Origin of the sequence: Microbulbifer sp. SH-1, assembly GCF_011326135.1 — a bacterium.
GTDB lineage: Bacteria > Pseudomonadota > Gammaproteobacteria > Pseudomonadales > Cellvibrionaceae > Microbulbifer > Microbulbifer harenosus.
On the sequence record NZ_CP046948.1, the window covers coordinates 3,833,451 to 3,858,311 of the forward strand.

Here is a 24,861-nt window from a genome sequence, read left to right on the forward strand (position 1 = left end):
CGTCTCAAATCCGCGCTAGATGATTGGCATCCCCGTGACATGTCCGCTCACTCATCGACGGTTGACTGTTGGTAGCGGTAGCAGTTTTTGTGGCGAGAGCTCCTTTTTTACAACTTGCAAACGCTAAGCATTCTCATTAGCATCGCTTTTTTATGAAACCGATGGGAATACAGGATGTACAAAAAAACATCAGCCGGATGCCCGTGTTTTGCACGCCGGAGTCTCGCTGCGGCGATTGCCTGTGCCGCGCTCAGCCCTCTGGGACATGCGCAGTCTTCTGGAAACCCGCACGCTGAAAAGCAAGCCATAGAGGAGGTGGTGGTGATCAGCCGCTACACCACCAAAGACCGTCTGGATACCGCAACCGGACTCGGTCTCACCCTCTATGAAACGCCGCAGTCCGTGAGCGTGGTCACTGCGCAGCGTATTACCGATCAGAACCTGGAATCCCTGACGGACGTTATCAACAATGCTACCGGTGTTTCCGCCCGCGGCCAGGACAGCACCCGGCATACCTATTCCTCCCGCGGATTCGCGATCAACAACTACCAGGTGGACGGTATTCCTATCTACTGGCAGCCGGGTGGCAACGCCGGTGAAACCCAGTCCGATATGAGCCTGTATGAGCGGGTGGAAATTGTGCGCGGCGCCACCGGCCTGCTGACTGGCGCCGGCAACCCTTCTGCGTCGGTCAATCTGGTGCGCAAACACGCAGACAGCAGGACGTTCACCGGTAATGCAGATGTGTCCGCCGGCCGCTGGAACACCTACTCTGCCACCGCCGATGTGAGCACACCGCTGAATGCCAGCGGCTCTGTCCGGGGGCGATTTGTCAGCCATATTCTGGACGGAGACTCTTTCCGCGACCTGGCAGGCGAACAAAAAACTGTATTTTACGGCGTGGTTGATGCCGACCTTACCGACAATACCCTGTTGCGGATTGGTGCCAGTCGGCAGGAAAACGACCCCACCGCATCCACTTGGGGTGGCCTGCCCACCTGGTATGCCGATGGCAGTCGCACCGAGTGGGCTCGGAGCAAAACCATAGGGGCGGACTGGACGTCCTGGTCCTCCACGGTGGAACACTACTACCTGGATCTGGTGCAGCAGTTCGGTGGTTGGACCGCCAAGTTCAGTGTCAATAACAACCGTAACGCGTCAGATCAGAAGCTGCTGTACCTGTTCGGTACCCCGGACAGGGAGACCGGACTCGGTATGGGTGCCTCTCCGCGCAATGCGGCCACTGACCGCGATCAGACCAGCGTCAGCCTCCAATTGAGTGGAGCCTACACGTTGTTGGGGCGAGAGCACGAACTCACCCTGGGTGCGATAGACCACAAGGACGACAGCTACGCAACCTCCCGCTCCCGCAGCAATGTTGCTCAGGTGGGTAATTTCAATACCTGGGATGGCCATTATCCCGAAGCCACCTGGGGGGACAACAATCTCGACATCGATCAGACCACGGAGCAGTTCGGCCTCTATGCCGCCACTCGCCTTTCCGTCACCGACGATTTGAAGGTGATCGCCGGCGGGCGTGTCGCAGACTGGGAACAGCGGGGCTTCTACTACGGTGCTCAGCAGTCCTTTGGCGACGACGATGTATTTATCCCCTACGTCGGTGCACTGTATGAATTCAGCGACCAGCACACCGTTTACGCCAGCTATACAGAAATCTTCCAGTCGCAGAATCTGCAGAACCGCCACGGTGATTTTCTCGATCCGGTTACCGGCGAGAGCAAAGAACTCGGTCTGAAAAGCCAGTTTTTTAACGGAAGTCTGCAGACCACGGTATCCGTGTTCGATATTCTGCAGGACGGACTCGGCCAGCCCGATGGCAACTTGCCGGTACCCGGCATTGAAAACAGTCAGGCCTATTATGCCGCGGAGGGTGCCAGCAGCCAGGGATATGAACTGGAAGTGGTTGGTGAGCTGAAGCCCGGTTGGGATCTCAGCTTCAGTTACACCAGTTTTGACGCAGAGGATGCTGCAGGCAACGCGGTCAACACCAGTCAGCCCAGTGAGTTGTTAAAGCTGTTTACTACCTATCGTTTTGCCGGACAGCTGGAAGGGCTGATTCTGGCCGGTGGGGTCAACTGGCAGGGGCGCAACTTCACTGATACCACCAACCCCGTCACCGGCCAGGCGGAACGGCTGGAGCAAAAAGCCTACAGTCTGGTCAGCCTGATGGCCCGCTACCGATTCAGCGAGCAGATTTCCGGCCAGATCAATTTTGACAACCTGCTGGATGAGACGTACTACAGCCAGATCGGCTTCTATAACCAGCTTGAGTATGGAGAGCCGCGCAATGTCACAGCCTCCGTCACCTATCAGTTCTAATCCCGTCTGAGTTGACTGACGGAAACGCTAAGGCCCCGATGACAATCTCATCGGGGCCATTCTTTTGTACAGTAAACAAAAAAGTATCGGGGGCTCAGATATGGGGTTGCACGGCTGGCGGCTGATCTCGCTGATCGGTGCCGCGTTGTTGGGAGGATACATACTGGCGACTGCCGCGGGCATCTTTCTCGCCGGTGTGCTGCCGTTCTCTATCGCTGAAAATACCCTGATCGGACATCTGTCGGGGTTTGCGTTTTATACCGGCGCCATTCTATGGGTATTTCATACGCGCAGACCCGGCGTCGCCTGGGCGAGCCTCATACTCGCCAGCACTTTGCTGGCGAGTATCGGTCTCGCACTGCGTCAACCGGCAGTAGGCTGAAAGCGGTAAACAGTATGGCCAAAGAAACAGATCGCAACGTCGCTCCTGCCGTGAAAGCGGGGTTCCGTCAGACCATGTCCTGGGTACACACCTGGGCGGGACTCACCCTGGGCTGGCTGTTGTACTTTATGTTCGTCACCGGCACCGCCGGTTACTTCGATACAGAAATCGACCGCTGGATGCAGCCGGAGTTACCACCGGCGCAGATCAATCGCGACCCCACGCAAAGTGCAGCCATTCTGCTGGATAAACTGCAGACCGAAGCTCCGGGTGCGGAGCAGTGGCTGCTCACGCTGCCTGCTGACCGCAACCAACCCTTCGCGGGTATTTACTGGCGTGGTGCAGACCTACAAGCCGGCGCGGGCGCCGCCAGTGGCAATAAGCTGGTGGACCTGAATACTGGCGCAACCTTGCAGGCGCGAGAGACTGGAGGCGGCCAGCAGCTTTACCAAATGCACTGGTTGCTGCACTACACCTCTCGCAGCTATTCCGACTGGCTGATCAGTATCGCCACGCTGTTCATGCTGGTCGGCTTGGTTACCGGTGTCATTATTCACAAGAAAATTTTCAAGGATTTCTTCACTTTTCGCCCGAACAAGGGCCAACGCTCCTGGCTGGATGCCCACAATGTACTGAGTGTGATCACGCTGCCCTTTCAATTGATGATCACCTATTCCGGGCTGATCTTCATGGGCTTCTCCTTTATGCCGTTGATCGTCGCCGCCCAGTACGGCGGCGAGGGCCGCGGCCAGTTTTACAATGAAGTGTTCAGCCCGCCGGGGATGACTGATGCGGCCGGCAGTCCCGCAAGGCTCGCGCCACTTGCACCCGTCATTCATCTGGCCGAACAGTACTGGGGGGAGGGACGAATACGCAGTATTGATATTCGCTACCCCGGCTATAGCAACGGGCGCATCGTACTTTCGGAGAGCATCGATGGCACTGTTGCCACCGGTGCTGGCCGTCTGGTGTTCGACGGTGTGACCGGTGAGTTGCTGCACAATGCGCCGTCCGGCTCGTCACCGGCCAAGCGCGTGCGCGACGTATTTCTTGGCCTGCACGAAGGCCTGTTTGCCGCGCCGGCAATCCGCTGGCTGTATTTTTTCTCCGGCTTGCTCGGCACCGGTATGGTTGCCACCGGTCTGATCATGTGGGCGGTAAAACGCCGCCAGCGCGCTGAACGCACTAGCGGCCATCGTCCGCATGGTCTGGTGCTTGTGGAGAAGCTCAATGTGGGAACCATTGCCGGCCTCCCCACTGCCGTCGCTGCCTATTTCTGGGCCAACCGTCTGTTGCCCGCAGACATGCCGGCACGGGCCGACTGGGAAGTGCACGCGCTGTTTCTCACCTGGCTGCTGATGCTGGTGCACGCGGCGCTGCGCCCAACCCGGCGGGCCTGGACGGAGCAACTCGCAGCCGCCGCGTTTGCGTTTGCGGCGATACCGCTTATCAATGCCCTGTCCACCCCGCGGCATTTGCTGCACAGCTTCGTCAGTGGGGACTGGGTGTTCGCCGGGTTTGAACTCACCGCGCTCGGCATCGCGAGTCTGTTCGGCGGCGCCGCGTGGCTCTCCCGCATATCGCCACGAGCAGCGCGTCGCGTAAACGCTGCTGACCATCCGGCAGCTTCTGCCGCCGGTGCCATAGGAGATCTTTCGTGAGCACGCCATCCCTTGCCCTGCTGGCTCAATGTCTGCTGGTATTGTCCGCGTTCGCGGGATTCTGTCTCGCCGGTAAAAACCCCGGGCCGAAGGGTGGCGCTACACACTTGGTGAGGTGGCGCGGATGGCTGCGCGGTTACGGCTGGATCACATTGAGCGCCACCGCCGTTATTGCAGTACAGGCTGCGGGATGGGGGCCGGGGCTGGCCGGACTTGTGGGGGTGATCAGTTTCGCGGTGTTTATCGTGATCGGTCTGGCGACTTACCGGAGGCAATTTCTGCCGCGAGTATTTGTAATTGCGGCGGCTGCGGGTGCAGCCACACTGGTGCCACTGACTCGAGCTTGGCTTTGAACTGCAGCCGCGGGCCAGGTCTTGCGGGGCGCCCTGGCCAATTCGCGGCGCAGTAACAAGGGCGCCTAGCGCACGCCGCAGGAACCAAGCCGCTGTTTATAGGGTTGGTGCTGGCTGAGAAAAGTATTGTATTCCTTGCGGAAATCCGCACAGGATTGAGTGCTGTCATCGGAGCTGCCACAGCAGCGGATGGTCTCATCGAGCTCGCGCACAGACACACTGTCAAACGCCTGCGAATGTCCCGCACCGTACATAATGCTGTCTGACCAGGTCTTTACCGGTCGCCAGGAATTATTTCCGTAAGCGCCGCCATAGTAGCAGCCCGCGCCCTCCAGGCAGTCCAACCCTATGTCTTCACTGCCCCAGGCCGGTGTGCACTGGGAGGCGAAGTAATCGTCCTTGGCTTCGTCGGACCAGGCGCAGCACTGGTAGTTACCGTCGGCGTCTTTTGTACACGCGCCAGTTTCGGAGCGATTAAAACTGGTGCAGCTGTCCCTGGTGGTCAGCGTGGGGCAGGTGGCGCTGGCAGACTGGGTATACTCCGACGCGGGTTTGTAACTGCCGCACCACTTGCTGCAACCCGGGCCGTCGAGGTTGCGCCATTCCCGGGAAAGCTCGCTCGGCCAGCCCTCGACAGCGGTGCCGCTGTCATCAATACCGGTTTCGTATAGATCCGCAAGTCCGAAGTTGTGCCCGACTTCGTGAACGACGATATTGCGCAAATGGCGCAGCGCAGTGGTGGCGTCGGGCCAGCTGCTGTCGCTGCCGAGATAGATCACCTCGCCACCGGATGCCCCGTAACCGGTATCTGCCACCACAATCTTGATGATGCCGTAAATGTCATCCGCGCCGCACTGTTGATCCATTGCCTGCATGACCTTCGTATCATCACACGCGAATGCCGTTCCTTCCTGAGCCTTGCAGCCCAGCGCGGCAAAGTCCTGCAGTTCAATGCGGTAAAACGCAAAACGGGAAAACTGTTCGGCGAATGGCGACAGAGCCCGGAACTGATTGTCGATGGCATCGGTGACGATCTCATCGAAATACGGGGCGTTGTCCAGATTGGCGAGCAGGACCTTGAACTCTGCGGTTTCGCTGCCGGCAATTGGTGTGCATCTGCTCAGGCTGGCGTAATCGCCGGGCGCCACTGCGGTAGCGTTGCTGGGCGTTGATACCTCTCCGGTAGTGCCACCGGAGGAATTGTTGGAGCCCGGCGCCGTGGATGTCGGTGGCGCTTCGACCGGTTCCTCCGGCGGTGCGATATCGCTGTCACCCGCGCTGCTGCCGCCGCCGCAACCGGCGAACAGCAAAGGCAGAGTACAGAGAGAAACAAGAAAAAGGTAATGGCGGCCCTTGGCCAGCCAACTGGATGACCAGGGTGAAACGATGGATGAAATCATAATACGGCGTAGGGGGTTTTATTGTGTTAATCCCTGCGCCTAGATACCAGTGACCGACTGGTATCCGCTTCCGTGAACTTTTGGGTGCGCGAAAAAAGACCCGATTCTAAAACCGAAAAACGATTGAAGCCAGCGGCGAAAACACCGAAACTGATTGTGAATTACCGGTCGGAAATCCAGGTAAAAATCACCCGTGTGAGAAGGTTCTGTTAAAGGAGAAGAATATGAGAAAGCTGTTCTACGGAATGTTGCTGTTAGTAGCAGTGGTTCCTGCTATGGCCGTTGAAGTGGGCGAGCCGGCGCCGGAATTTTCGTTGCAGGCGTCCGATGGAAAAACCTACACGCTGTCGGATTTCAAAGGCAAGCAGGCAGTGGCCATTGCCTGGTACCCCAAGGCGTTCACCAAGGGTTGCACCATCGAGTGCAAATCCCTGGCGGAAAACGGTCATTTGATTCGCGAGTACGACGTCGCCTATTTTATGGCGAGCACCGATGAGGTGGAGGAGAACAAGAAATTCGCGGCGGAACAGAAAGCGGATTTCCCGCTGCTGAGCGACCCCACCGGTGCCGTCGCCGAGACCTACGGCGTGAAAATGCCGGTATTGAATATGGCCAAACGAGTCACCTTCTACATCGGCAAGGATGGAAAGATTCTGAAAATCGATGAGAACATCAAGCCGGCTACCAGTGCCGAGGATATGGCGCGCACTCTGGGTGAGTTGGGTGTGGCAAAAAAACAATAAAAAAAGGCCGCATATTGCGGCCGAACACTTGGGGGTGTTGAGTAATCGGTAGCAGGACCATCGGCGGTCCTGAGGAAATTATTTTTTGGCAATCAGTTCCATTCCCAGCAGTTCAGGGATGGACTGATGCAGTTTTGTTTCCAGTTGGTCCAGCGCGTGCAGTTGTTGGCACAGTGACTCCGTGCGGGCTTCCAGTTTTTCCGCTTTCATTTCTATTGCCGCTTCGGCGGCCTCTGCCGCGGCTTCCGCGTTCCTTTCAATACTTGCACCACCGGTAAATACCGCTTTCATCGCGTGCCAGGAAATATTACGGGCAGACTTCATCGCCAGTTTTTCGATCTGTGGTTCCAATTCTCTTTCGAAAGCTCCTCCGAAGGAGTCGCCAACCCATGGGGTGCCGAAGGTATATACGTCGCCTTGCCGCTTGGTCTGCGCCAGCAGTTTTTCCCGCAGCGCTTCGGACGATTGCAGAAACTCCTGGGTGTCTGAGTCATCGGGACCGGCAAGTGCGGCGAGGGCAATGCCGACGCCGTTCATGGCGATATCCATGGCATCCATCGCAATCTGCGACACCTGGCGCCCGGCCGTGTGCAGTCCCTGTTGGTAGGACTGCATCATTTCCTGTTGCTGGCGATTGAGAAGCAGCCCTGTATCGCCCACCGCCAGTTGGTCCGGGGCGTTGTAGGCGAACAGCGGTTGGTTATCGTCTCCGTCGCGGGCTTCCATAAAGTCCGGCCCGACGGTGATCTGCTGGTGGATATCCACGTCGCAATAGTGATGGTCATCCGAGTCCAGATGGATCTCGGCTGCCTGCACCGGCGCGGTGACGGAAAGGGCCATTAAAGAAGCGAGGGTCAGCAGGCGAATCTGGTTCATCATCATGTCCGGTCAGAAACTGTTCCAGGTGGAATAAGAGGCTTGATCTGCAGGTATGACGCAAGCCATTGCCATTCTGGATGCAGTGGATGCGAAAAATGATCAGAAATTTTCTGGCACGCATATTGCTGAATTTAGGTTAAGCCGTACCGACGGGCATTTAGTGCCGCCGTCAGGCGCAGAAGGGCACAGGTCGCAATGACCGTCACTGACCCTTAACAGAAGTATCCGTTGTACCCGATGTCCAGTTTCACCGCGCAATCTGATACGTACGCGGTGCGGGGTTTCTTTGCCCGAAAAAATCAAAACTCAACAAAAAGTTATGGCGTTTTTTTAATAAAGAGGGGTGGCTCATGAAGCGGAAGTCTCTAAGTTGTGCTGTGGTAGCAATTATCGCCGGAGGTGCCATGGCACCGGTTCCAATGGTGGTGGCAGATGAAATAGAGGAAGTAGCGGTGACCGGAGTGCGGGGCAAGCCGCGCTCGGTTTCTGATTCGCCAGTGCCGGTGGACGTATTCGGCAGTGAGGCGCTGGAGTCGGTTTCCCACACCGATACCAATGATGTGCTGATGACCCTTGTTCCCTCCTACAGCCTGGCGCGCCAGCCGATCAGTGACGGCGGTACCTTTATTCGCCCGGCACAGTTGCGCGGTATGCCTACGGATAAAACCCTGGTACTGGTGAACTCCAAGCGCCGCCACCGAGCCGCACTGGTGGAGATCGGCGGTTCCGGTACCCAGGGCCCGGATATCGCGACCATCCCCAGTTCCGCACTCAAATCCGTCGAGGTGCTGCGCGATGGTGCGGCGGCTCAATACGGCTCCGATGCCATCGCCGGTGTGATCAACTTTATTCTGAAAGACAATGATGAAGGCGGGTCTTTTGGCGTTCGCACCGGTGAGTACAGCGAAGGTGATGGCTTCCAGACCACCGCCACCGGCAACGTGGGTATGCCGCTTGGGAGCCGTGGCTTCCTGAGTATTTCCGGTGAGGTGTCTTCCGCGGATTTCACATCCCGCTCAGAACAGTACTGCGAAAGCTGGTTCTGTATCGACGATCAGGATGCGGCGTATATCGAAGCGGCAAAAAAAGCATCTCTTGAAGGGGATGTGGTGCAGCCCTGGGGGCAGCCCAATTCCGAAGCCGCGCGGCTGTTCTTCAATGCCGGCTACGATCTCGGCGAGGGCAGGGAACTCTATACGTTCGGCAACTACTCCGAAAGCTCGGCGGACGGTGGTTTCTATTACCGTTATCCGGGCAATGGCACTATTGAAGACTTGCGGCTGGAAGACGGTTCCATCTACAGTCCGCTAGAGAAATTCCCCGGTGGCTTTACCCCGCGTTTTTTTGGCGATGTCACTGACTATGCGCTGGTCTCCGGGCTTAAGGGCGAAATGATTTCCGGTCTTGCCTACGATCTGAGTGCGCGCTACGGCTACTCGGAGGTGAGCTATACCCTGAAAAATACCATCAACCCGTCCATGGGACCGGATAGCCCCACATCCTTTAAGCCGGGCACCCTGGCGAATGAGGAAGTCCAAATCCAGGCGGACTTCTCCAAAGAGTTAATGCTGGGGTTAAGCAGCCCGGTGGTGGCCGCGTTCGGTTTCAGCTATATGGATGAATCCTACGAGCTGACCGGCGGTGACGAGGCTTCCTACGAGGCGGGCCCATATGCCACACCAGATCCCTGGGGCCTCTGCAATGCCGATGGCACCGCCTCCAGCGCGGGTCTTGCTGCCATTGCCGATGGCTCCAGTCTCGATTGTGCCGATCCGGATGATGCGGTCTATCAGGTGGTGGGTGTGGGTTCCAACGGTTTTCCCGGGTATTCGCCGGAATACAGCGGCAGCTATTCCCGCGACTCCTATGCCATCTACGGCGATCTGAGCACCGACCTCACCGATCAATTGTTTGTGCAGGCCGCTATGCGATTCGAGGATTACTCCGACTTTGATTCGGAGCTGGTGGGCAAGCTCGCGATGCAATACGACATCACCGACAGCATCGGGCTGCGCTCCTCAATCGGCACCGGCTTCCGCGCACCAACGCCGGGCCAGCAGGGTACCACCAACGTGTCCACGCGCCTGCCAAACGGCTTCCCGGTGGCGACCGGCCTGTTTCCCGCCAGCAGCAGTGTCGCCCAGGCGCTGGGCGCCGAAGCCCTGAAGCCGGAAACTTCAACCAATTTTACCTTTGGGTTCACTGCGGATTTTGACAAGTTCAATCTGACGGTGGATTTCTATCGCATCGACGTGGACGACAGGACTTACGCGATCTCCACCCTGGATGTTTCCGCAGATACTGACAGTGGCGCGGCCTACGAAAACTATCTGGCACTGGTGGACGCCGGTGTGGTGGGGGCGGAATCCATTGGCGGTGTCTTTTACTTCACCAATGCCTTCGACACACGTACCCAGGGCGTAGATTTGGTGGCGACCTATCCACTGGAGTGGTCCGCAGACAACACCACCAACATTACCGCTTCGCTCAATTACAACAAGTCGGAATTTACCTCGGACCCCAGTGAATACCTGAACGAGGAGGATCAGCACGACTTCGAAAACTTCGACCCGAAACTGCGCGGCGCCGTGACCGCGATGCACGATATTGGCCCCGTCTCGCTGATGGCCAGGGCCAATTGGTACGGGACTTCGGAAAATTACGAGGATGGCGAGGTGCAGAAGTACGGCTCCGTGGTACAGGTGGATCTGGAAGGTAAATACCACTTTACCGAAGCCACCAGTGCCAGTATCGGCGGTCGGAATATTTTTGACGAATACCCAGACGAGGATCTACTGGGCGACTACTGCTGCGGTGCTATCTATCCCACCGGTTCCATCGTCGACTGGCAGGGCAGTTTTTACTACCTGAGTCTCCAACACAATTTCTAGTCTTCCATTGCCTTTCACGTGCTTGATCCCCGCTTTGCGGGGATTTTTTTGCGCGACAGAAGTTTGTCGAGCCGGTACTCACTTGCGAGTCGGTTGGATTAATCACACTAACCGTGCGCAGTATCCGGATTTCCGCAAATCACGGCCAGTATGCTCGTTTGCCTGTGGCGGCGGGCGCTGCGTGACGCGAACTAAAAGCGATAAACGTTTTCGCGAATCGGATACCGGCAGAAAAATGGCCAGCAGTGCTGGCCATTTGGAGGAACAGGCGTTTGCTCAGCCCAAGCGATGAAGAACTTTTGGCAGTGCGGAAGTGTATTTCTCCACATCCTCGATAAAGCCCATACTGACCCGCGACCAGTTGGTGTAGTCGCGGTAGATACCGCGGATAAACACACTTTCTTTTTCCATCTCCGCGCGGAAAGTTTCCGCATTGAGATCGCCCAGATTGACGAACATGAAGTTGGTGACGGAGGGGAGCGCAGTTAGCCCATTCTCTTTAACCGCCGCACTGACCATCTCCCGCGCTTCTTTCACCTTGTTGCGGCAGTAATCCATAAACGTGTGGTCTTCGTAGCTGGCGATGGCGGCGGCGAGGCCGGCCTGGTTGAGCCCGTACCAGCCCACACCGTACTTTTCGATTTCTTCTATCTTCTCCGGTTGCGCAATCAAGTAGCCCACGCGCATACCCGCAAGCCCGTAGATTTTGGAGAAGGTGCGTGCAACGATAATGTCATGTCCCTGCTTCACCAGGGGAATGACGGTATTGGCATCGCTGTTGTCGGTGAGTTCGTTATAGGCCTCGTCCGCCAGCACGGTACACTTTTTGGAAGCTTTGATGCAGAAATTCCGCATAGCGATCGGGTCAATCAACAGACCCGTGGGGTTGTTCGGGTTGGTGACCTGTACCATGGAGATGGAATCGTCAATGGCTGCGTACATGGCATCCAGGTCGATCTGCAGAGACTCCAGTTTCGGCAGCCTTTTGATTTCGCCCAGCTCCTGAACCTCCACTACCTGAGCTGTGGTATCCCAAAACAGATCGGGACCGAGAATGTTGCCCTTGCGCCCGGCGACGATGGCGGCCGCTGTGAGTCCTGCACTGCTGCCAGAACCGAGGGAAATGTAATCCGGTGTCAGACCGTGGCGTTCAGCAATCATTTCCTTGAGCCGCGTTACACTGTCGTAAACGTAGTAGGCCCCTTTCTGGCTTGCCTCCATTATGGCTTTGAGGGCGGCGGGACTGGGCCCGTAGGGATTTTCGTTTGCGCTGAGCCTGGCCACACCCGGCGGTGGGCCGTACAGCGGTTTGGGTCTGATAATTTCCTTGGCGGAGGCGCTGCTCGCAAGTCCACCCATGGTAGCCGCGGAAAAGGCCGCTGTTGCCCCTTGTAAAAACAACCTTCTGCTCAGTGATTTGTGCATTATTCTGCTCTCCTGGCTGTGTGTTTTGTGTTTTGTGTTTTGTGTTTATGTGTGTTGGATTAACGCTGTAATCAGGCCTTGGCAAACATCGCCAGGGAGACGGCAATCAGGTACACCCCGAACAGCCGCTTCAGATGCAGCTCATTAAGACTGTGTGCCCAGCGCGCACCGATAGGCGCGGAAATGATAGAGAACGCGGAAATCGCAATCAGCGCCGGGATATTGATGTAGCCGATGGAGCCCATGGGCAGATTCGGTGCGTCGAGCCCCATAATGAGGAAGCCGATGGCTCCGGGCAGACCGATCAGAAAGCCGATACCAGAAGCGGTTGCAACCGCCTGATGCGCAGGGCGGTTGCACAGCACCATGGTCATCACGGTAATGGTGCCGCCGCCGATGCCGAGCAGAGACGAAAACCCACCGAGAAAACTGGCGAGCCCGGCGCGGGCGAGGCCGGTAGGCATTTCGAGTTTGCCCTTGAGGCCATCGAACAGATTCGGAAACAGGAAATAGATGGAGTAGAGGAGTACACCGGCCGCAAATACATAGACAAGGCTTTTGCTGTCGGTAAACGAGGCAATATACAGACCGGCGCCGACGCCCAGCACAATCCATATCGACCAGTCCCGCAATACCTTGAAATCCACCGCCCCTCGCTTGTGGTGCGCCTGCACCGAGCGCGCCGAGGAAATCACGATGGAAGCGAGGGAGGTACCCACAGCGACCCGCATCATTTCATCCGAAGCGCTGTGCAGAAAGGGAAATACGGCGAGCAACGCGGGCACTACCACAAAGCCTCCGCCATTGCCGAACAGTCCCGCGGTAATTCCCGCGATAAGACCTGCGGCGCACAGCAGCAGGATGAACAGAGATACTTCCTCAATACTCATAAATTTCCCCGTTTGTTCCCCGTTGAACAAAGGGTGAAAAGCATTAAACGTGCCAAAAGCCGGGCATACGCGGTGAGTGGAGTCGGGGCGAAAGAAATCAGGGATCGGGGGAGTGGGATCTGAGAATGCGAACAGTATGCACGTTGCAGTTCGGCCGCCAATTCGCTATCAAGCTCGCGCCAATTTTAAGTTGGCGAAATTCCGGTACTTCATTGGCCAGAGGAAACGTTAAGTCGGTGCTGCCTGTTTTGCCGATATGATTAGCCGCCCGGGTTCTATGACAGACGTAGGGGCGAGAAACCATTAACAGGCCATCGAAGATAGTGGAGGCAGTAAATGAATCCTTGTCGAAGCGGATCGGAGTCGAGGTAACGGGTATAGTTCTGGTTGATTATCACTCATATTGTGGTTTTACTAACTCTTGTGTTTTTTTATTGTTCGTTTTGTATTTTTTGTGGTCGGCTCTAACGAAATTACACTTCATTACACGCTCTGGACTGGCGTCGATCACTGTTTTAGCCTTGATCGCTATTTTCTGGGGGGCTTCGCCGTCACTGTAGTCTGGTTGTTCAGGGGCTCCAGTTATTGCTGCGCGCAATGACCTCTGGCTGTATTTGACGTTAATAACCGGATTGCCCATGAAACACGGACTTTTCTCCCGAAATCTTTTCACTTTACTGTTTTCAGTTGTGCTGGCGTTGTCGGGCTGCGGCGGCGGGGGCGGATCGAGCGAATCGCCCCAGACTGGTGGTTCCAGCAGCTCAAGTTCGGGCAGCTCCGGGGGCGGATCCAGCAGTTCCAGTGGCGGTGACGTTGTGTCCATGGATGGCATATTCCTGGACAGCCGCGTGGTGGGACTCTCCTACACCACCACCTCCGGCCTTGCCGGTACCACCGATGCCCGCGGGAAATTCCAGTTCAGGCAAGATGACCACATTGTCTTTTCAGTGGGGAATATCGCTTTTCCGGAAGTAGCCGCCTTACCGGTAATGACGCCTTTTGATTTGTTTGCGCTCCGGGATTTCAGCAGCAATGAAGTGATCAACACGCTTGTGCTGTTACAGACCCTTGATGACGATGGTGATATTGAAAATGCCATCGTTATCCCGCAGGTGAATATTGATGCACTGGCCGCCGCCGACATTAAATTGGCCGATTTGTCCGAGTCATATAAGACGTTTCTGGCTAGCGCAAAGGTCAAGGCTCTTATTGCGTCGCTGCCAGGAAGAGACGGCCCGGTGATGCCAGCCAATGCCATTCGACACTTTTCCCGTCAGTTGGCGGAATCCACGCTGCTCGATTTTGACGGCGATGGTCTGATGAACAACGTCGACCCGGATGATGATAATGACGGTGTCGCGGATGAACTCGACCAGTTGCCTTGGAACCCCGATGAACAGCGGGATTTTGATGGCGACTATCTGGGGGACAATACCGATAAAGATGACGATCAGGATGGACTGGAAGACGCAACCGACAACCTTCTGGAGCTGGTGCATATTGGTGCCAGCGCAGCTGAAGGCATTGCCGATACCTATGTAGATGCGGATCGTGGCCTACTCTACATATCCAATAAAAGCAGAAAGCGTGTTGAAGTACTGGATCTATACTCCGGCGACCTTTTGCAATATTTCACCTTTGACCACGCTCCCGAGCGGATGGCGGCTACTCCGGATGGGCGCAAGCTTTATGTGGCGCTTCTGGAGCAGGAACATAGCTCCTACTGGTGGGAGGAAGATCAGCTGGGCCACGTAGCGATAGTCGACCTCGAGTCCCGCACTCTTGTTAAAACCCTCACACTCAATATCGATCCATTCGATCTGGTAGTTACCAGTGGCGGAAAACTGGTAGTGACGTCGGGATCCGGGCAGTGGACCAACATCATCGCCTACGATGCGGATACTGGCGTAGAGCTTGGCCGCATGAGCAATCACATTTACCAGGGTTCATATATCAGCCTGCACTCGGATGAACAATCCGTATTTGTCTCCAGGTCCAGCTCATCGGAAATCGAAAAGCTGGATATCAGTGGCGCGGGTATTGTGCGCCCCTCTAATGTATCCACCAACTACAATCATCGCGCTGGTTACGACGTCTGGACCACGCCAGATGGTAAGTATGTCATTGCTGGTGCCGGGGACCTGTTCTTAGCCAGTGACCTTTCCTATGTAAAAAGTATTACTCCGCCGTCGGTAACGATCCATCACGTACATTTTGATACTGCGCGGGGTCTTGCCTGGCTCATGCTTTCCGACAAGAGCATTCTGATTGTCAATCTGTCTACCTTCGAGGCAGTAACCACAGATATGTATTTTGGCAATGCTCTCGGAGTCCATACCCATGGGGACAGTGTCAGTTACTTTCTGGTTGACCAGAATGAACTAATCACCATCAAGAAACAGCACCCCTGCGCCGATTGCGGTAACAATTCAGCACCCGTCGCGCGCTATGCTTACACTCCGACCGATGGCAACACGACCGATCTATACACGTTCGATGCATCGACCAGTAGCGATAGTGAAAGTAGCGTAGGGCTTAAGTACCGCTGGGATATCGACAACGATGGTCAGTGGGAAGCGGACTTCTCTTCCAGTCCGATATTGAAGCATCGCTTCACACTGGCGGGCTTGCGCTTTGTTCGCCTGCAGGTAAAGGATCCGGGGGGGGTGGTTTCCACGGCTGTCAAGAGCGTCAACGTTGCGCAGGGGATTGATCCCGGTGTGGTTGTAGAGGATGCTGTCGCCAATAGCCTGAACTTCAATGTTACCGAAGTACAGGAGGACAAAGCGCGCAACCTGCTCTATATCACCGACAAGGCCGGCAAACGTCTGTATGTAGTGAATGTCACCACCGGCCTCACCGAGCGATATTTCGAATTCGATTTCATGCCTGAGCGCATGACCATGACATCCGACGGTTCTACCCTGTATCTGGCATTGCTTGCCCAGGAGCACAGTTCTTATTGGTGGGAGGAGGAGCAGTATGGTTATATCGCAGAGATCGACCTGCAACAGCTTGCATATGTCCGCACATTCAAGATAAATACCGACCCCTACGATCTGGTGGTTACAGACGCCGGCAAGCTGATCGTGTCGTCGGGTTCTGGTCAGTGGACCGATATCTACGCGTACGAAGCCAGTACTGGCAAGGTTCTCGGCAATGCATCCATTAGTCAGGCATCCCGCCTAACTCTCCATCCGTCCCAGAATTGGGTGTTTGCGGCGGACACGGGTTCGTCTCCATCCGATTTTGAAAAATTTGATATTAGTGGCGCAGGTATTGTGAGTGTGGGTGACTCCCCCTACCACGGCGACCACCGTATAAACGGCAACGTATGGGCTACGCCGGATGGAAAGTATCTGATCACACGCGGTGGTGATATTTTCAATGCCTCCGACATGACGTTTGTTACGAACCTCACCGCCCAGGGTGTTTACATTGAACAGCTGACTTTCGATCCGGTGGAAAACACGGCTTTCGCTCTGACGTCTGCCGACAGCCTGCAGTATTTCAATATGACCAGCTGGTTACAGGTTGGCAGTGTTCCTGTACTGAATGGGAGTGAATGGATTTCCGTAATGGGTGGCAAAGTCGTTGCTCTGGCCGGTACGGAGTCTGAATCCCTGCTTACGGATATGGAGCATCCCTGTACGGGTTGCGGTGCTAATACTGCACCTACGGCATCTTTTGAGTATGCCCCGGAAACAGGTAATACCTCGAACGTATATGAGTTTGACGGTAGTGCAAGTAGTGATTCCGAAGATGGGAGTGCAGTGCTCTATCGCTGGGATCTGAACGGTGACGGAAAGTGGGACTCGGCGTTCTCCAGCAACTCTACCGCGGAACAGAAATACCTGCTCTCGGGCAGCTATCAGGTGCGTCTTCAGATCAGGGATTCCGGCGGTCTGACCTCCACCAGAACAAAGGTGGTTTCGGTTGCCCAGGGCATCGACAATGGTGTTGAAGTCTCAGACAGCGCGGCCCATTTGCTTGACTTCACTGTGACAGAAATGGAAGTCGATCTTCTGCGCAGCAAGGCTTACATCAGCGATAAATCGGAAAAGCGGTTATATGTAGTCGACCTGTTAACCGGATTGACTGAACGTTACTTTGAATTTCCGGCAATTCCGGAGCGCATGGCGATTACTCCAGATGGCAGTAAGTTGTATCTCGCGTTACTTTCTACGAGTTCTAATGCATACCGCAGTTTGGAAGAGCAGCTCGGCTATGTTGCTGTGTTTGATCTCGAGCAACAGGCCCATGTAAATACACTGCCGGTTGCGATTGACCCCTATGACCTCGTGGTGACGGATGCAGGGCAGCTGGTTGTCTCTGGACGTTGGAATCACGTCCAGGCATATGATGCTGACAGTGGCAATCTGCTTAGTAGTCTCAGTGTGGCAAGCCAGCTCGTGTTGGCCTTGTCTCCTTCGCAGAAGCAGGTGTTTGCGGTTCAGTCCGACTCATATTCCTATATCTACAAACTGGATATATCGGGTATTGGTATTGATGATTCGGTGGATTCCGTTTATCTGAGCAATCATCGCGTGAATGGCAATATTTGGGTTTCCCCAGATGGAAACTACCTGATCAGCCGCGGCGGCGATATTTTTCGCACATCAGATCTCTCCTTTGTGTTTGGGTTGACCTCGGAGGAGGTGCGGATAGAGCAACTGGCTTTTGATACAGCGGAAAAACTGGCGTTTGCGCTATTGTCAGACGGAAGTGTTCAGTACTTCAATCTAAGCAGTTGGTTGCAGGTTGACACCATGTCGGTGCCGGCAGATACGGTATCCATTTCCGTAGTTGGCAGCAGTGTGTTCGTTGTTTCCGAAGGGCAGACGGCATTCCAGCTGAGTGAATACGTACATCCCTGCATTGGCTGCGGCGCTAACACCGCGCCGGTGGCCGCGTTCAGTGTTGATGCAGCGGCGATGGATACGGCGAACACATTTACCTTCGATGCCTCGGGCAGTATTGACAATGAGGATGGTGATGCACTGCAGTACCGCTGGGACCTGAACGGTGATGGTGAGTGGGATGGTGACTTCTCTACCAGTTCTTCTGCCAGTCACAACTATATACTGGCGGGTAGCTACCTCGTTCGCATGCAGGTCCGCGACTCGGGAGGGCTTGCTTCGATTGCGCAGAAGAGTCTCTCTGTCGCGCAGGGTGTGAACACGGGGATAGAGGTAACGGGCAGCATTGCCAATCAGCTGGATTTTGCCATAGCCGACTTTGTGGTGGACCAGACGCGGAATAAGGCTTACTTCAGCGATAAATCAGCTAAGCGTCTATATGTGGTAAATCTGTTGAGTGGTCTTACCGAACGCTACTTCGAGTTTGAACAAATGCCGGAGCGATTGGCGATCACACCAGATGGCAGCAAGCTCTATCTTGCGCTGCTGGTGCAAGAGCATAGCAGTTACTGGTGGGAAGAGGACCAGTATGGTTATGTGGCTGAGTTTGATCCTGAGCAACAGGCCCATATCAACACTATCCTGGTGGCGACAGATCCTTACGATCTCGTGGCTACTGATTCCGGTAAACTGGTGGTGGCGTCGGGTTCCGGCCAGTGGACAGATATCCTCTCTTATAATGCCGAGACCGGCGTCCTGCTTGGGCAGAATGGCATCCGGCAGCGTTCACGCCTCGCGTTGCACCCATCGCAGAACTGGGTATTTGCCGCGGACAGTGACTTATCTCCTTCCGATATTGAAAAATTCGACATTAGCGGTACTGGCATCACCCGTCTCGGCGATTCACCCTATCACGGATACTACCGAATGAATGGCAACATCTGGGCGACGCCTGATAGCCAGCACGTTATAACCCGCGGTGGCGATGTATTCCTCGCCTCCGACATGACCTATGTCCTCAGCCTGACTGCGACTGGCGTAATGGTGAACAGCTTGGTGTTCGATGAATCTGCCGGTGAAGTTCAAGTACTGGGCTCGGACGGCACACTGTATGAGCATGACTATCTTACGAGCTTTGCCCGTACTGGCAGCGCCAACAATCTGGTAAATCCACTGCATCTGTTGCGCAGCGGAGACAAACTGTATGTTATCTCCCAGGGAATCAGTGGTCTGGAGTTACAAGAGCTGAGTCAGGAGTAAGGTAATTCGGAATAAAACAACGGCACCGAAAGGTGCCGTTGTTTTATTACCTCGCCAATTAAGCAAGAATTGCGACTGATTAATACCGGCTATACTAACCGCGCACAAACTGCGACTTTCTGATCCAGTGCTTACCGCGATAACTGCGGGTGGACGCCGAGGTGGTTTTCGCCCAGAAGTATTCCCGGTTGAACTGAAATTCCACTTCATAACCTTCCGCGAGTGCCGCCAGCGGCATGGCCTGCCAGCTGGACTGGCGCCGTTTGCTGGTGGCTTCGAGCAGGTATTCCGTGTTATTGACAACAGCCACGACCCAGGCGTGGCCCTCACCCTTATGGGTACCAAGTGCGACCCGCGCATCCACCCCGAGATTGATCAGCCAGTCCGCCAGCAGGATGGCGTGGTCTTCGCAGTCACCGCGTTTCTGGTAATACGCTTGGCGGGAGGTCTGCCAGATATCTGCAAGCCCTGCGTACTGCAGATGGTCGTACTGGTATTCCTTGCGCATGGCGAGAGTGTACAGCGGGACCCAAAGCTCCTTGGTCTCAAAAGGCTGGAAGCCGACGAGATAACTGTTGGCGAAGTGATGGTGACTGTCGAGGCCGCGGGCAGAGGCGGTGACGTTTTCCAGCCCTTGCCAGTTCCAGATAGAAATGTAGCCGCTCTCTGCATCCGAGCGTTTCCCCACCGCCTGTTGCACCATTTGTTCCGTGAGTGGCGAGCGGCTGCCTTCCACCAGTACAGTGCCGCGCTGGTTGTCGCTGACATCGGTAGGTTCGCCCTCCCCAGCGGCGGCGCGCTGGTGGCTCAGAACAACGCTGTCTCGCAGTAACTGGTTCCGCTGTTGGAGCAGCTCCGGCAGCATCATCAGTATGCTCAGTAGTACTCCGGTGAGCAAAAGGCGCACGGGAAATTAACCTCAACCTTTCAAACCAAAGGAAATGATCATTGCTACAAACACCAGAATGGTGGAAGCAAATATCGCTACGGCGATGTTGCCGTTTTTGAGTTCCTGTTCGATATCCACATGTTTCAGCAGCTTTTTGTCGATCACGAGCAATGCAACCATACCCACGATGATGGCCAGTACGGTGTAGAGCAGGTTGATACCGAGATTGAACAGGGTGGCGGTAAGAAATTCTGGTTGCACGTTTTTTGTCCATTTTGAACCAATAAGGACTCAATTAGATCATATTGAAGACCAGTTTTCCGCTTTCTTAAAATGCGCAGTATTGACAAAACCAGGCTTCTGAAAAGGGTCGGTTGTGAACCACCGGATCAGAAAATTTATCGGGAAATTCGTTGGGGACGGCGGTCGGGCGTGAGTAGACTTCGTGGCACGTTGGAAGAGGAGGAGTTTTCCATGCGTTACTTAATACCTGTAGTACTGTTCTGTTCACTTTCCGGTGCCGCCCTGGCGCAGCAGCCGATATCCCAGCTTCCTGCTGGTGCTTCGGAAGTTCAGATCATGGGCACCACCTACTGGAGAAGTGGCAATAATTTCTATCAGTTCAACCAGGACACCGGCCTGTTCTATCAGGTACCTCAACCTACCGTACAGGCTCATAAGGACCGTGTATTGCAAGCGCATATGTATCAGCGCAGCCAGACATTGCCGGGTACAGGCCTGAGCAGTGATCAGCTTGAGGGTTGTCGGAACGTGGCAGCGGATAAATCCAATGCGGTCCCGAACCGGGGCAGTGAGGTATTTATCAATGCCTACAACAGCTGCATCCGGGATCTGCAGCGGTAAACGTCAAAGGATCTGTGAGAGCGAAAAGGTTTGCCGGTTAGCCGGCAAACCTTTTTATTGGAATGGTATCTGGTGGTCCATGCGGCATCAGATTCCCGCGAGATGTGGGGACGCGTTAGTTACGACTTCATTAAAGTCCAGCGCCATACTGACGCTGAGTGCGGTGATGATAAAGATAGAAAACGCGAACACCTGTCGCGCCCAGCTGTGAATATCCACATCCCTCCGGTAACCCCGCAGTGCCATCACCAGCCACCAGAAACTGGTGGTGCAGGCCACCGCCGTAAAAGCCACGCCGGTATAGCCGTTCAGTGGCAGCAGGATGCTGACCAGTGAAAACACCGCGATATACAGCACGATATGTAGCCTGGCCTTGCCGACGCCCTGCGCCACCGGCAGTACCGGGATATTCGCCGTTGCGTAGTCGCGGAAACGGAATATCGCAATGGCGTAGGAGTGCGGCATCTGCCACAGGCAGAACATCAGCAGCAGGATCAGGGCCGCATTGTCGCACTGGCCGGTGACCGCGCAGTAACCCACCACCGGCGGCACTGCACCGGAGAGCGCGCCCACCAACGTGCCGTATACGGAATTGCGCTTCATATACAGGCTGTAGACAACCACATAAATCACAAAACCCAGCGCAGCGAAAGCGACGCTGACGGCGTTGGTGAATACCGCCAGCAGCGCAAATCCCACAACGCCGAGCGCTATTCCAAACACAAGCGCCGCGCGCACCGAGAGGGCGCCGGTGACGGTCACCCGATTGCGGGTACGCTGCATACGCGCGTCGATATCGCGGTCGATGCAGTTGTTGATAGCGCAACCGGAGGCCACCACCAGTGACAACCCGATTACCGTGGCGGAAAACAGCTGCCAGTCGATGTCCCCGCGGGCGGCGAGAAAAAATCCCCCGGCGACCGAGATCAGGTTGCCGGCGATGATGCCCGGCTTGGTGACGTGAATGTAATGTTTGAGCATAGCCATTCCCGAATCGCCAAAAGCGTCAGTGCATCATCATGGCGTTGGAGGCGTAGATGATCCATATCGACAATCCAACCACCATGACGATGATCAATGCGGTAAACAGGAAGGCGAATGTGTTCGCACGCCCTTGTTCGGAGAAGTTCAGGTGCAGGAAATATTTGAGATGCACCACCACCTGCACGATTGCCATTGTCACCATCAGCCAGATATTGGTGGCCTTGTCGAATTGAGCGGTCATCACCGCCCAGAATGGAATGGCGGTGAGAATGACCGACAGTGCAAACCCCACCAGGTAAGACTTGACGCTGCCGTGATCCGTTTCATGAGAGTGATCGGCATGTAAATCTGTCTGCGCGCTCATTAAAGAACCCCCATCAGGTAGACAACGGTAAATACACACACCCAGACGATATCCAGGAAGTGCCAGAACAGGCTCAGGCAGGACAGCCGCGTGATGGTCTGTCTGCCGAGACCGCGCTTGACCACTTCGATCATCATCACCGCCATCCAGATCAGGCCGGCGGTAACATGCAGACCGTGCATGCCGACCAGAGCAAAGAACGAAGACAGGAAGGCGCTGCGCGACGGGCCATTACCCTCGGCGATCAAGTGATGGAACTCATTCACTTCCATGCCGATAAACACCGCGCCGAAGGCAAAGGTCACCAGCAGCCATCCGAGGGTGGCACCTTTGTTCTGGCGGTGTGCGGCGATCATCGCAAAACCGTAGGTGATGCTGCTGAACAGCAGTGCCGCGGTTTCGATAGCGACATAATCCAGTTCGAAAATATCGCGTCCAGATACGCCACCGGCAGTGTTCATAAACAGGACTGCGTAGGTGGCGAAGACTGATGCGAACAACAGGCAGTCGGTCATCAGATAGAGCCAGAAACCGAAGATGGTGTTCTCACTCGTGTCGTGGTGGTGATGATCGTGGTGATCCAGTGTCGTGTTGGCACCCTGATGTACGTGAGCGATCGCGGTCATGCGGACACCTCCTCGATAGATTCTTCGGCAGCTTTTTTGCGGCGCTTGGCCGGGGTGGCCTGGTGGTGAGCGGGAGCGGGATTCACATGGCGCAGGTGCGCGTATTCGATACGTGCGATTTCATCCGGTTGCACGTAGTAATCCACATTCGAGGCGTAGGCGCGCTGCAACAGAAAGACCACCGCGGCCACAAGGCTCGCCACCGCCAACCAGGTGATATGCCACACTGCGGCAAAGCCGAACGCGGTGGCTGCACTGGCGATTAGAATTCCGGCAGCGGTATTTTTGGGCATGTGAATGGGCGCATATTTGGCGGGGCGCTGGTATGCGGTGCCTTTTTCTTTCATATCAGTAAATGCATCGATGTCGTCCACCTGCGGCAGCACCGCAAAGTTGTAGAACTGCGGTGGCGAAGCGGTGGACCACTCCAGGGTGTGGCCGTTCCAGGGATCGCCGGTGAGGTCGCGGTTCTGCTCGCGGTTGCGAAATGCCAGATACAGCTGCACAAATTGCAGCACGATGCCCACGAGAATCACGAAGGCACCGGCACAGGCGATATACAGCCAGATATTCCAGTCGGGGTTGTCCGTGTGGTTCAGACGGCGGGTCATGCCGAGGAAACCCAGTACGTACAGCGGCATGAACGCCATATAGAAACCGATCTGCCAGCACCAGAAAGAGGCCTTGCCGATGCGCTCGTTCAAGTGGAAGCCCATGGCCTTGGAGAACCAGAAGGCGAAGCCGGCGAGGTAGCCGAACACCGCACCGCCAATGATGGTGTTGTGGAAGTGTGCGATCAGGAACAGGCTGTTGTGCAGCACATAGTCCGCCCCCGGCACTGCCAGCAAAACCCCGGTCATGCCGCCGATGGTGAAGGTCACCATAAAACCCAGCGTCCACAGTACCGGCACCGTCATACGCAGGCGGCCGCGATACATGGTGAACAGCCAGTTAAACAGTTTTACGCCGGTGGGTACCGCAATGATCATGGTCATGATGCCGAAGAAAGCATTCACATTGGCGCTGGAACCCATGGTGAAAAAGTGGTGCAGCCACACGATGAAGCCGAGGATGGAAATCGCACCGCTTGCCCACACCATGGATGTGTAACCAAAAAGACGCTTGCCGGTGAAGGTGGAAATTACCTCGGAGAAAATCCCGAACGCGGGCAGCATCAGGATGTACACCTCGGGGTGACCCCAGGCCCAGAACAGATTGATATACATCATGGCGTTACCGCCAAGATCGTTGGTGAAGAAGTGGAAATCCAGGTAGCGATCGAGGGTCAGCAGGCCCAGCACCGCCGTCAAAATCGGAAAGGAGGCCACGATTAGCACGTTGGCCCAGGTGCAGGTCCAGGTGAAAATCGGCATGTCCATCAGCTTCATGCCCGGTGCGCGCATCTTGAACACGGTCACCAGAAAATTCACCCCTGTCAGCAGCGTGCCGACGCCGGAAATCTGCAGTGCCCAGATATAGTAATCCACGCCCACGCCGGGACTGAATGACAGCTCCGACAGCGGGGGATAGGCGAGCCAGCCGGTCTTGGCAAATTCACCGAGACCGAGGGAAATATTGATCAGCACAGCGCCGCCCGCAGACAACCAGAAACTTAGATTGTTCATGAACGGGAAGGCCACGTCGCGCGCGCCGATCTGCAGCGGCAGCACGATGTTCATTAGCCCGATCATGAACGGCATCGCCATGAACATGATCATGATCACCCCATGGGCGGTGAATATCTGGTCGTAGTGCTCCGGCGGCAGATAACCGGCGGCGCCGTTGGTGGCCATGGCCAGTTGCGTGCGCATCATAATTGCGTCGGAAAAACCGCGAATCAACATGATCAGCGCCAGCAGGATATACATCACGCCCAAGCGCTTGTGGTCGACGGACGTTATCCAGTCAAACCACAGGGTGTCCCACTGTTTCGCGCGGGTGATGGCGATGGCGATGAGAATGCCGGCGATGCCGACCACCGCAAGAGTGCCCATGATGATGGGCTCATGATAGGGAATGGCTTCCCAGGATAAGTTTCCGAGCAGATTCAT

Annotated in this window: 19 protein-coding genes; 8 read left to right on the top strand and 11 right to left on the bottom strand. The window is 55.6% G+C overall.

Translation table 11 applies throughout. The features are described 5' to 3' along the window. The first annotated feature begins 321 nt into the window (after positions 1 to 321). The 4 genes from GNX18_RS15815 (at position 322) to GNX18_RS15830 (ending at position 4,736) form a co-directional block, all read left to right on the top strand. A complete protein-coding gene (locus GNX18_RS15815; RefSeq protein WP_205827969.1) occupies positions 322 to 2,340 on the top strand; it encodes a TonB-dependent siderophore receptor in 2,019 nt (672 codons plus the stop codon). A gap of 100 nt (positions 2,341 to 2,440) precedes the next feature. Further along, positions 2,441 to 2,722, top strand: a complete 282-nt coding sequence (locus tag GNX18_RS15820) for a hypothetical protein (RefSeq protein WP_138234467.1) — start codon at positions 2,441 to 2,443, stop codon at positions 2,720 to 2,722. 14 nt (positions 2,723 to 2,736) lie between these two features. After that, positions 2,737 to 4,383 carry a PepSY domain-containing protein gene (locus GNX18_RS15825; RefSeq protein ID WP_205827971.1) on the top strand — a complete coding sequence of 549 codons (1,647 nt, stop codon included), beginning with the start codon at positions 2,737 to 2,739 and terminating at the stop codon, positions 4,381 to 4,383. Beyond that, positions 4,380 to 4,736 carry a DUF3325 family protein gene (locus tag GNX18_RS15830; protein WP_166219302.1) on the top strand — a complete coding sequence of 119 codons (357 nt, stop codon included), beginning with the start codon at positions 4,380 to 4,382 and terminating at the stop codon, positions 4,734 to 4,736. Before GNX18_RS15825 ends, GNX18_RS15830 begins: the two co-directional genes overlap by 4 nt. 65 nt (positions 4,737 to 4,801) lie before the next feature. On the opposite strand, the gene GNX18_RS15835 is transcribed toward GNX18_RS15830, so the two are convergent. After that, entirely contained in the window at positions 4,802 to 6,136 is a 1,335-nt protein-coding gene (locus GNX18_RS15835) for a hypothetical protein (protein ID WP_166219304.1), read from the bottom strand. A 224-nt stretch (positions 6,137 to 6,360) separates the two neighbouring features. Between GNX18_RS15835 and GNX18_RS15840 the strand changes: the two genes are divergently transcribed. Next, the gene (locus GNX18_RS15840; RefSeq protein ID WP_240914039.1) at positions 6,361 to 6,879 is read left to right on the top strand and encodes a peroxiredoxin; all 519 of its coding nucleotides are present in this window, start codon (positions 6,361 to 6,363) and stop codon (positions 6,877 to 6,879) included. A 78-nt stretch (positions 6,880 to 6,957) separates the two neighbouring features. Here GNX18_RS15840 and GNX18_RS15845 read toward each other — a convergent pair whose 3' ends face one another. After that, positions 6,958 to 7,755, bottom strand: coding sequence for a DUF2884 family protein (locus tag GNX18_RS15845; RefSeq protein ID WP_166219306.1), 798 nt, complete (start codon positions 7,753 to 7,755; stop codon positions 6,958 to 6,960). 407 nt (positions 7,756 to 8,162) lie between these two features. Here GNX18_RS15845 and GNX18_RS15850 point away from each other — a divergent pair, with 407 nt between their 5' ends. Continuing rightward, on the top strand, positions 8,163 to 10,649 hold the full coding sequence (locus GNX18_RS15850; protein ID WP_240914040.1) for a TonB-dependent siderophore receptor: 2,487 nt from the start codon (positions 8,163 to 8,165) through the stop codon (positions 10,647 to 10,649). Between the two features lie 276 nt (positions 10,650 to 10,925). Here GNX18_RS15850 and GNX18_RS15855 read toward each other — a convergent pair whose 3' ends face one another. The 3 genes from GNX18_RS15855 to GNX18_RS15865 all read right to left on the bottom strand — a co-directional run bounded on the left by GNX18_RS15855 (position 10,926) and on the right by GNX18_RS15865 (position 13,787). Continuing rightward, a complete protein-coding gene (locus tag GNX18_RS15855; protein ID WP_138234472.1) occupies positions 10,926 to 12,074 on the bottom strand; it encodes a histidinol-phosphate transaminase in 1,149 nt (382 codons plus the stop codon). A 71-nt stretch (positions 12,075 to 12,145) separates the two neighbouring features. After that, complete coding sequence (locus GNX18_RS15860) at positions 12,146 to 12,964, bottom strand: sulfite exporter TauE/SafE family protein (RefSeq protein WP_138234473.1); 819 nt, start codon at positions 12,962 to 12,964, stop codon at positions 12,146 to 12,148. Positions 12,965 to 13,358: 394 nt separating this feature from the next. Further along, positions 13,359 to 13,787, bottom strand: coding sequence for a hypothetical protein (locus GNX18_RS15865; protein ID WP_166219310.1), 429 nt, complete (start codon positions 13,785 to 13,787; stop codon positions 13,359 to 13,361). Here GNX18_RS15865 and GNX18_RS15870 point away from each other — a divergent pair. Further along, entirely contained in the window at positions 13,786 to 19,083 is a 5,298-nt protein-coding gene (locus GNX18_RS15870; protein WP_166219312.1) for a PKD domain-containing protein, read from the top strand. The genes GNX18_RS15865 and GNX18_RS15870 overlap by 2 nt on opposite strands. A gap of 94 nt (positions 19,084 to 19,177) precedes the next feature. Here the strand turns inward: GNX18_RS15870 and GNX18_RS15875 are convergent, their stop codons facing one another. Together GNX18_RS15875 and GNX18_RS15880 are read right to left on the bottom strand one after the other, a co-directional pair. Beyond that, complete coding sequence (locus GNX18_RS15875; RefSeq protein WP_240914041.1) at positions 19,178 to 19,990, bottom strand: transglutaminase-like domain-containing protein; 813 nt, start codon at positions 19,988 to 19,990, stop codon at positions 19,178 to 19,180. A 12-nt stretch (positions 19,991 to 20,002) separates the two neighbouring features. Further along, on the bottom strand, positions 20,003 to 20,233 hold the full coding sequence (locus GNX18_RS15880; protein ID WP_105103243.1) for a DUF350 domain-containing protein: 231 nt from the start codon (positions 20,231 to 20,233) through the stop codon (positions 20,003 to 20,005). A 213-nt stretch (positions 20,234 to 20,446) separates the two neighbouring features. Here GNX18_RS15880 and GNX18_RS15885 point away from each other — a divergent pair, with 213 nt between their 5' ends. Next, on the top strand, positions 20,447 to 20,836 hold the full coding sequence (locus tag GNX18_RS15885; RefSeq protein WP_138234476.1) for a hypothetical protein: 390 nt from the start codon (positions 20,447 to 20,449) through the stop codon (positions 20,834 to 20,836). Positions 20,837 to 20,923: 87 nt separating this feature from the next. Here the strand turns inward: GNX18_RS15885 and cyoE are convergent, their stop codons facing one another. Genes cyoE through cyoB form a run of 4 tightly spaced genes read right to left on the bottom strand, consistent with a single transcriptional unit; the run spans position 20,924 to position 24,861 of the window. Further along, the gene (cyoE, locus tag GNX18_RS15890) at positions 20,924 to 21,817 is read right to left on the bottom strand and encodes a heme o synthase (protein WP_138234477.1); all 894 of its coding nucleotides are present in this window, start codon (positions 21,815 to 21,817) and stop codon (positions 20,924 to 20,926) included. Between the two features lie 25 nt (positions 21,818 to 21,842). Next, a complete protein-coding gene (gene cyoD / locus GNX18_RS15895) occupies positions 21,843 to 22,184 on the bottom strand; it encodes a cytochrome o ubiquinol oxidase subunit IV (RefSeq protein ID WP_138234478.1) in 342 nt (113 codons plus the stop codon). Further along, positions 22,184 to 22,810 (bottom strand): cytochrome o ubiquinol oxidase subunit III, encoded by a 627-nt coding sequence (gene cyoC / locus GNX18_RS15900; protein WP_166219314.1) that lies wholly within the window; start codon positions 22,808 to 22,810, stop codon positions 22,184 to 22,186. The genes cyoD and cyoC overlap by 1 nt, the downstream gene beginning before the upstream one ends. After that, positions 22,807 to 24,861, bottom strand: coding sequence for a cytochrome o ubiquinol oxidase subunit I (gene cyoB, locus GNX18_RS15905; RefSeq protein WP_166219316.1), 2,055 nt, complete (start codon positions 24,859 to 24,861; stop codon positions 22,807 to 22,809). The genes cyoC and cyoB overlap by 4 nt, the downstream gene beginning before the upstream one ends.

Excerpts from the sequence above, each read along its gene's own strand:
- GNX18_RS15885 (WP_138234476.1), top strand. The coding sequence starts at position 20,447 with ATGCGTTACTTAATACCTGTAGTACTGTTCTGTTCACTTTCCGGTGCC.
- cyoD (WP_138234478.1), bottom strand. The coding sequence starts at position 22,184 with ATGAGCGCGCAGACAGATTTACATGCCGATCACTCTCATGAAACGGAT.
- GNX18_RS15855 (WP_138234472.1), bottom strand. The coding sequence starts at position 12,074 with ATGCACAAATCACTGAGCAGAAGGTTGTTTTTACAAGGGGCAACAGCG.
- GNX18_RS15860 (WP_138234473.1), bottom strand. The coding sequence starts at position 12,964 with ATGAGTATTGAGGAAGTATCTCTGTTCATCCTGCTGCTGTGCGCCGCA.
- cyoC (WP_166219314.1), bottom strand. The coding sequence starts at position 22,810 with ATGACCGCGATCGCTCACGTACATCAGGGTGCCAACACGACACTGGAT.
- GNX18_RS15845 (WP_166219306.1), bottom strand. The coding sequence starts at position 7,755 with ATGAACCAGATTCGCCTGCTGACCCTCGCTTCTTTAATGGCCCTTTCC.
- GNX18_RS15840 (WP_240914039.1), top strand. The coding sequence starts at position 6,361 with ATGAGAAAGCTGTTCTACGGAATGTTGCTGTTAGTAGCAGTGGTTCCT.
- GNX18_RS15850 (WP_240914040.1), top strand. The coding sequence starts at position 8,163 with ATGGCACCGGTTCCAATGGTGGTGGCAGATGAAATAGAGGAAGTAGCG.
- GNX18_RS15825 (WP_205827971.1), top strand. The coding sequence starts at position 2,737 with ATGGCCAAAGAAACAGATCGCAACGTCGCTCCTGCCGTGAAAGCGGGG.
- GNX18_RS15835 (WP_166219304.1), bottom strand. The coding sequence starts at position 6,136 with ATGATTTCATCCATCGTTTCACCCTGGTCATCCAGTTGGCTGGCCAAG.
- GNX18_RS15820 (WP_138234467.1), top strand. The coding sequence starts at position 2,441 with ATGGGGTTGCACGGCTGGCGGCTGATCTCGCTGATCGGTGCCGCGTTG.
- GNX18_RS15870 (WP_166219312.1), top strand. The coding sequence starts at position 13,786 with ATGGATGGCATATTCCTGGACAGCCGCGTGGTGGGACTCTCCTACACC.
- GNX18_RS15865 (WP_166219310.1), bottom strand. The coding sequence starts at position 13,787 with ATGGACACAACGTCACCGCCACTGGAACTGCTGGATCCGCCCCCGGAG.
- cyoB (WP_166219316.1), bottom strand. The coding sequence starts at position 24,861 with ATGAATCTGCTCGGAAACTTATCCTGGGAAGCCATTCCCTATCATGAG.
- cyoE (WP_138234477.1), bottom strand. The coding sequence starts at position 21,817 with ATGCTCAAACATTACATTCACGTCACCAAGCCGGGCATCATCGCCGGC.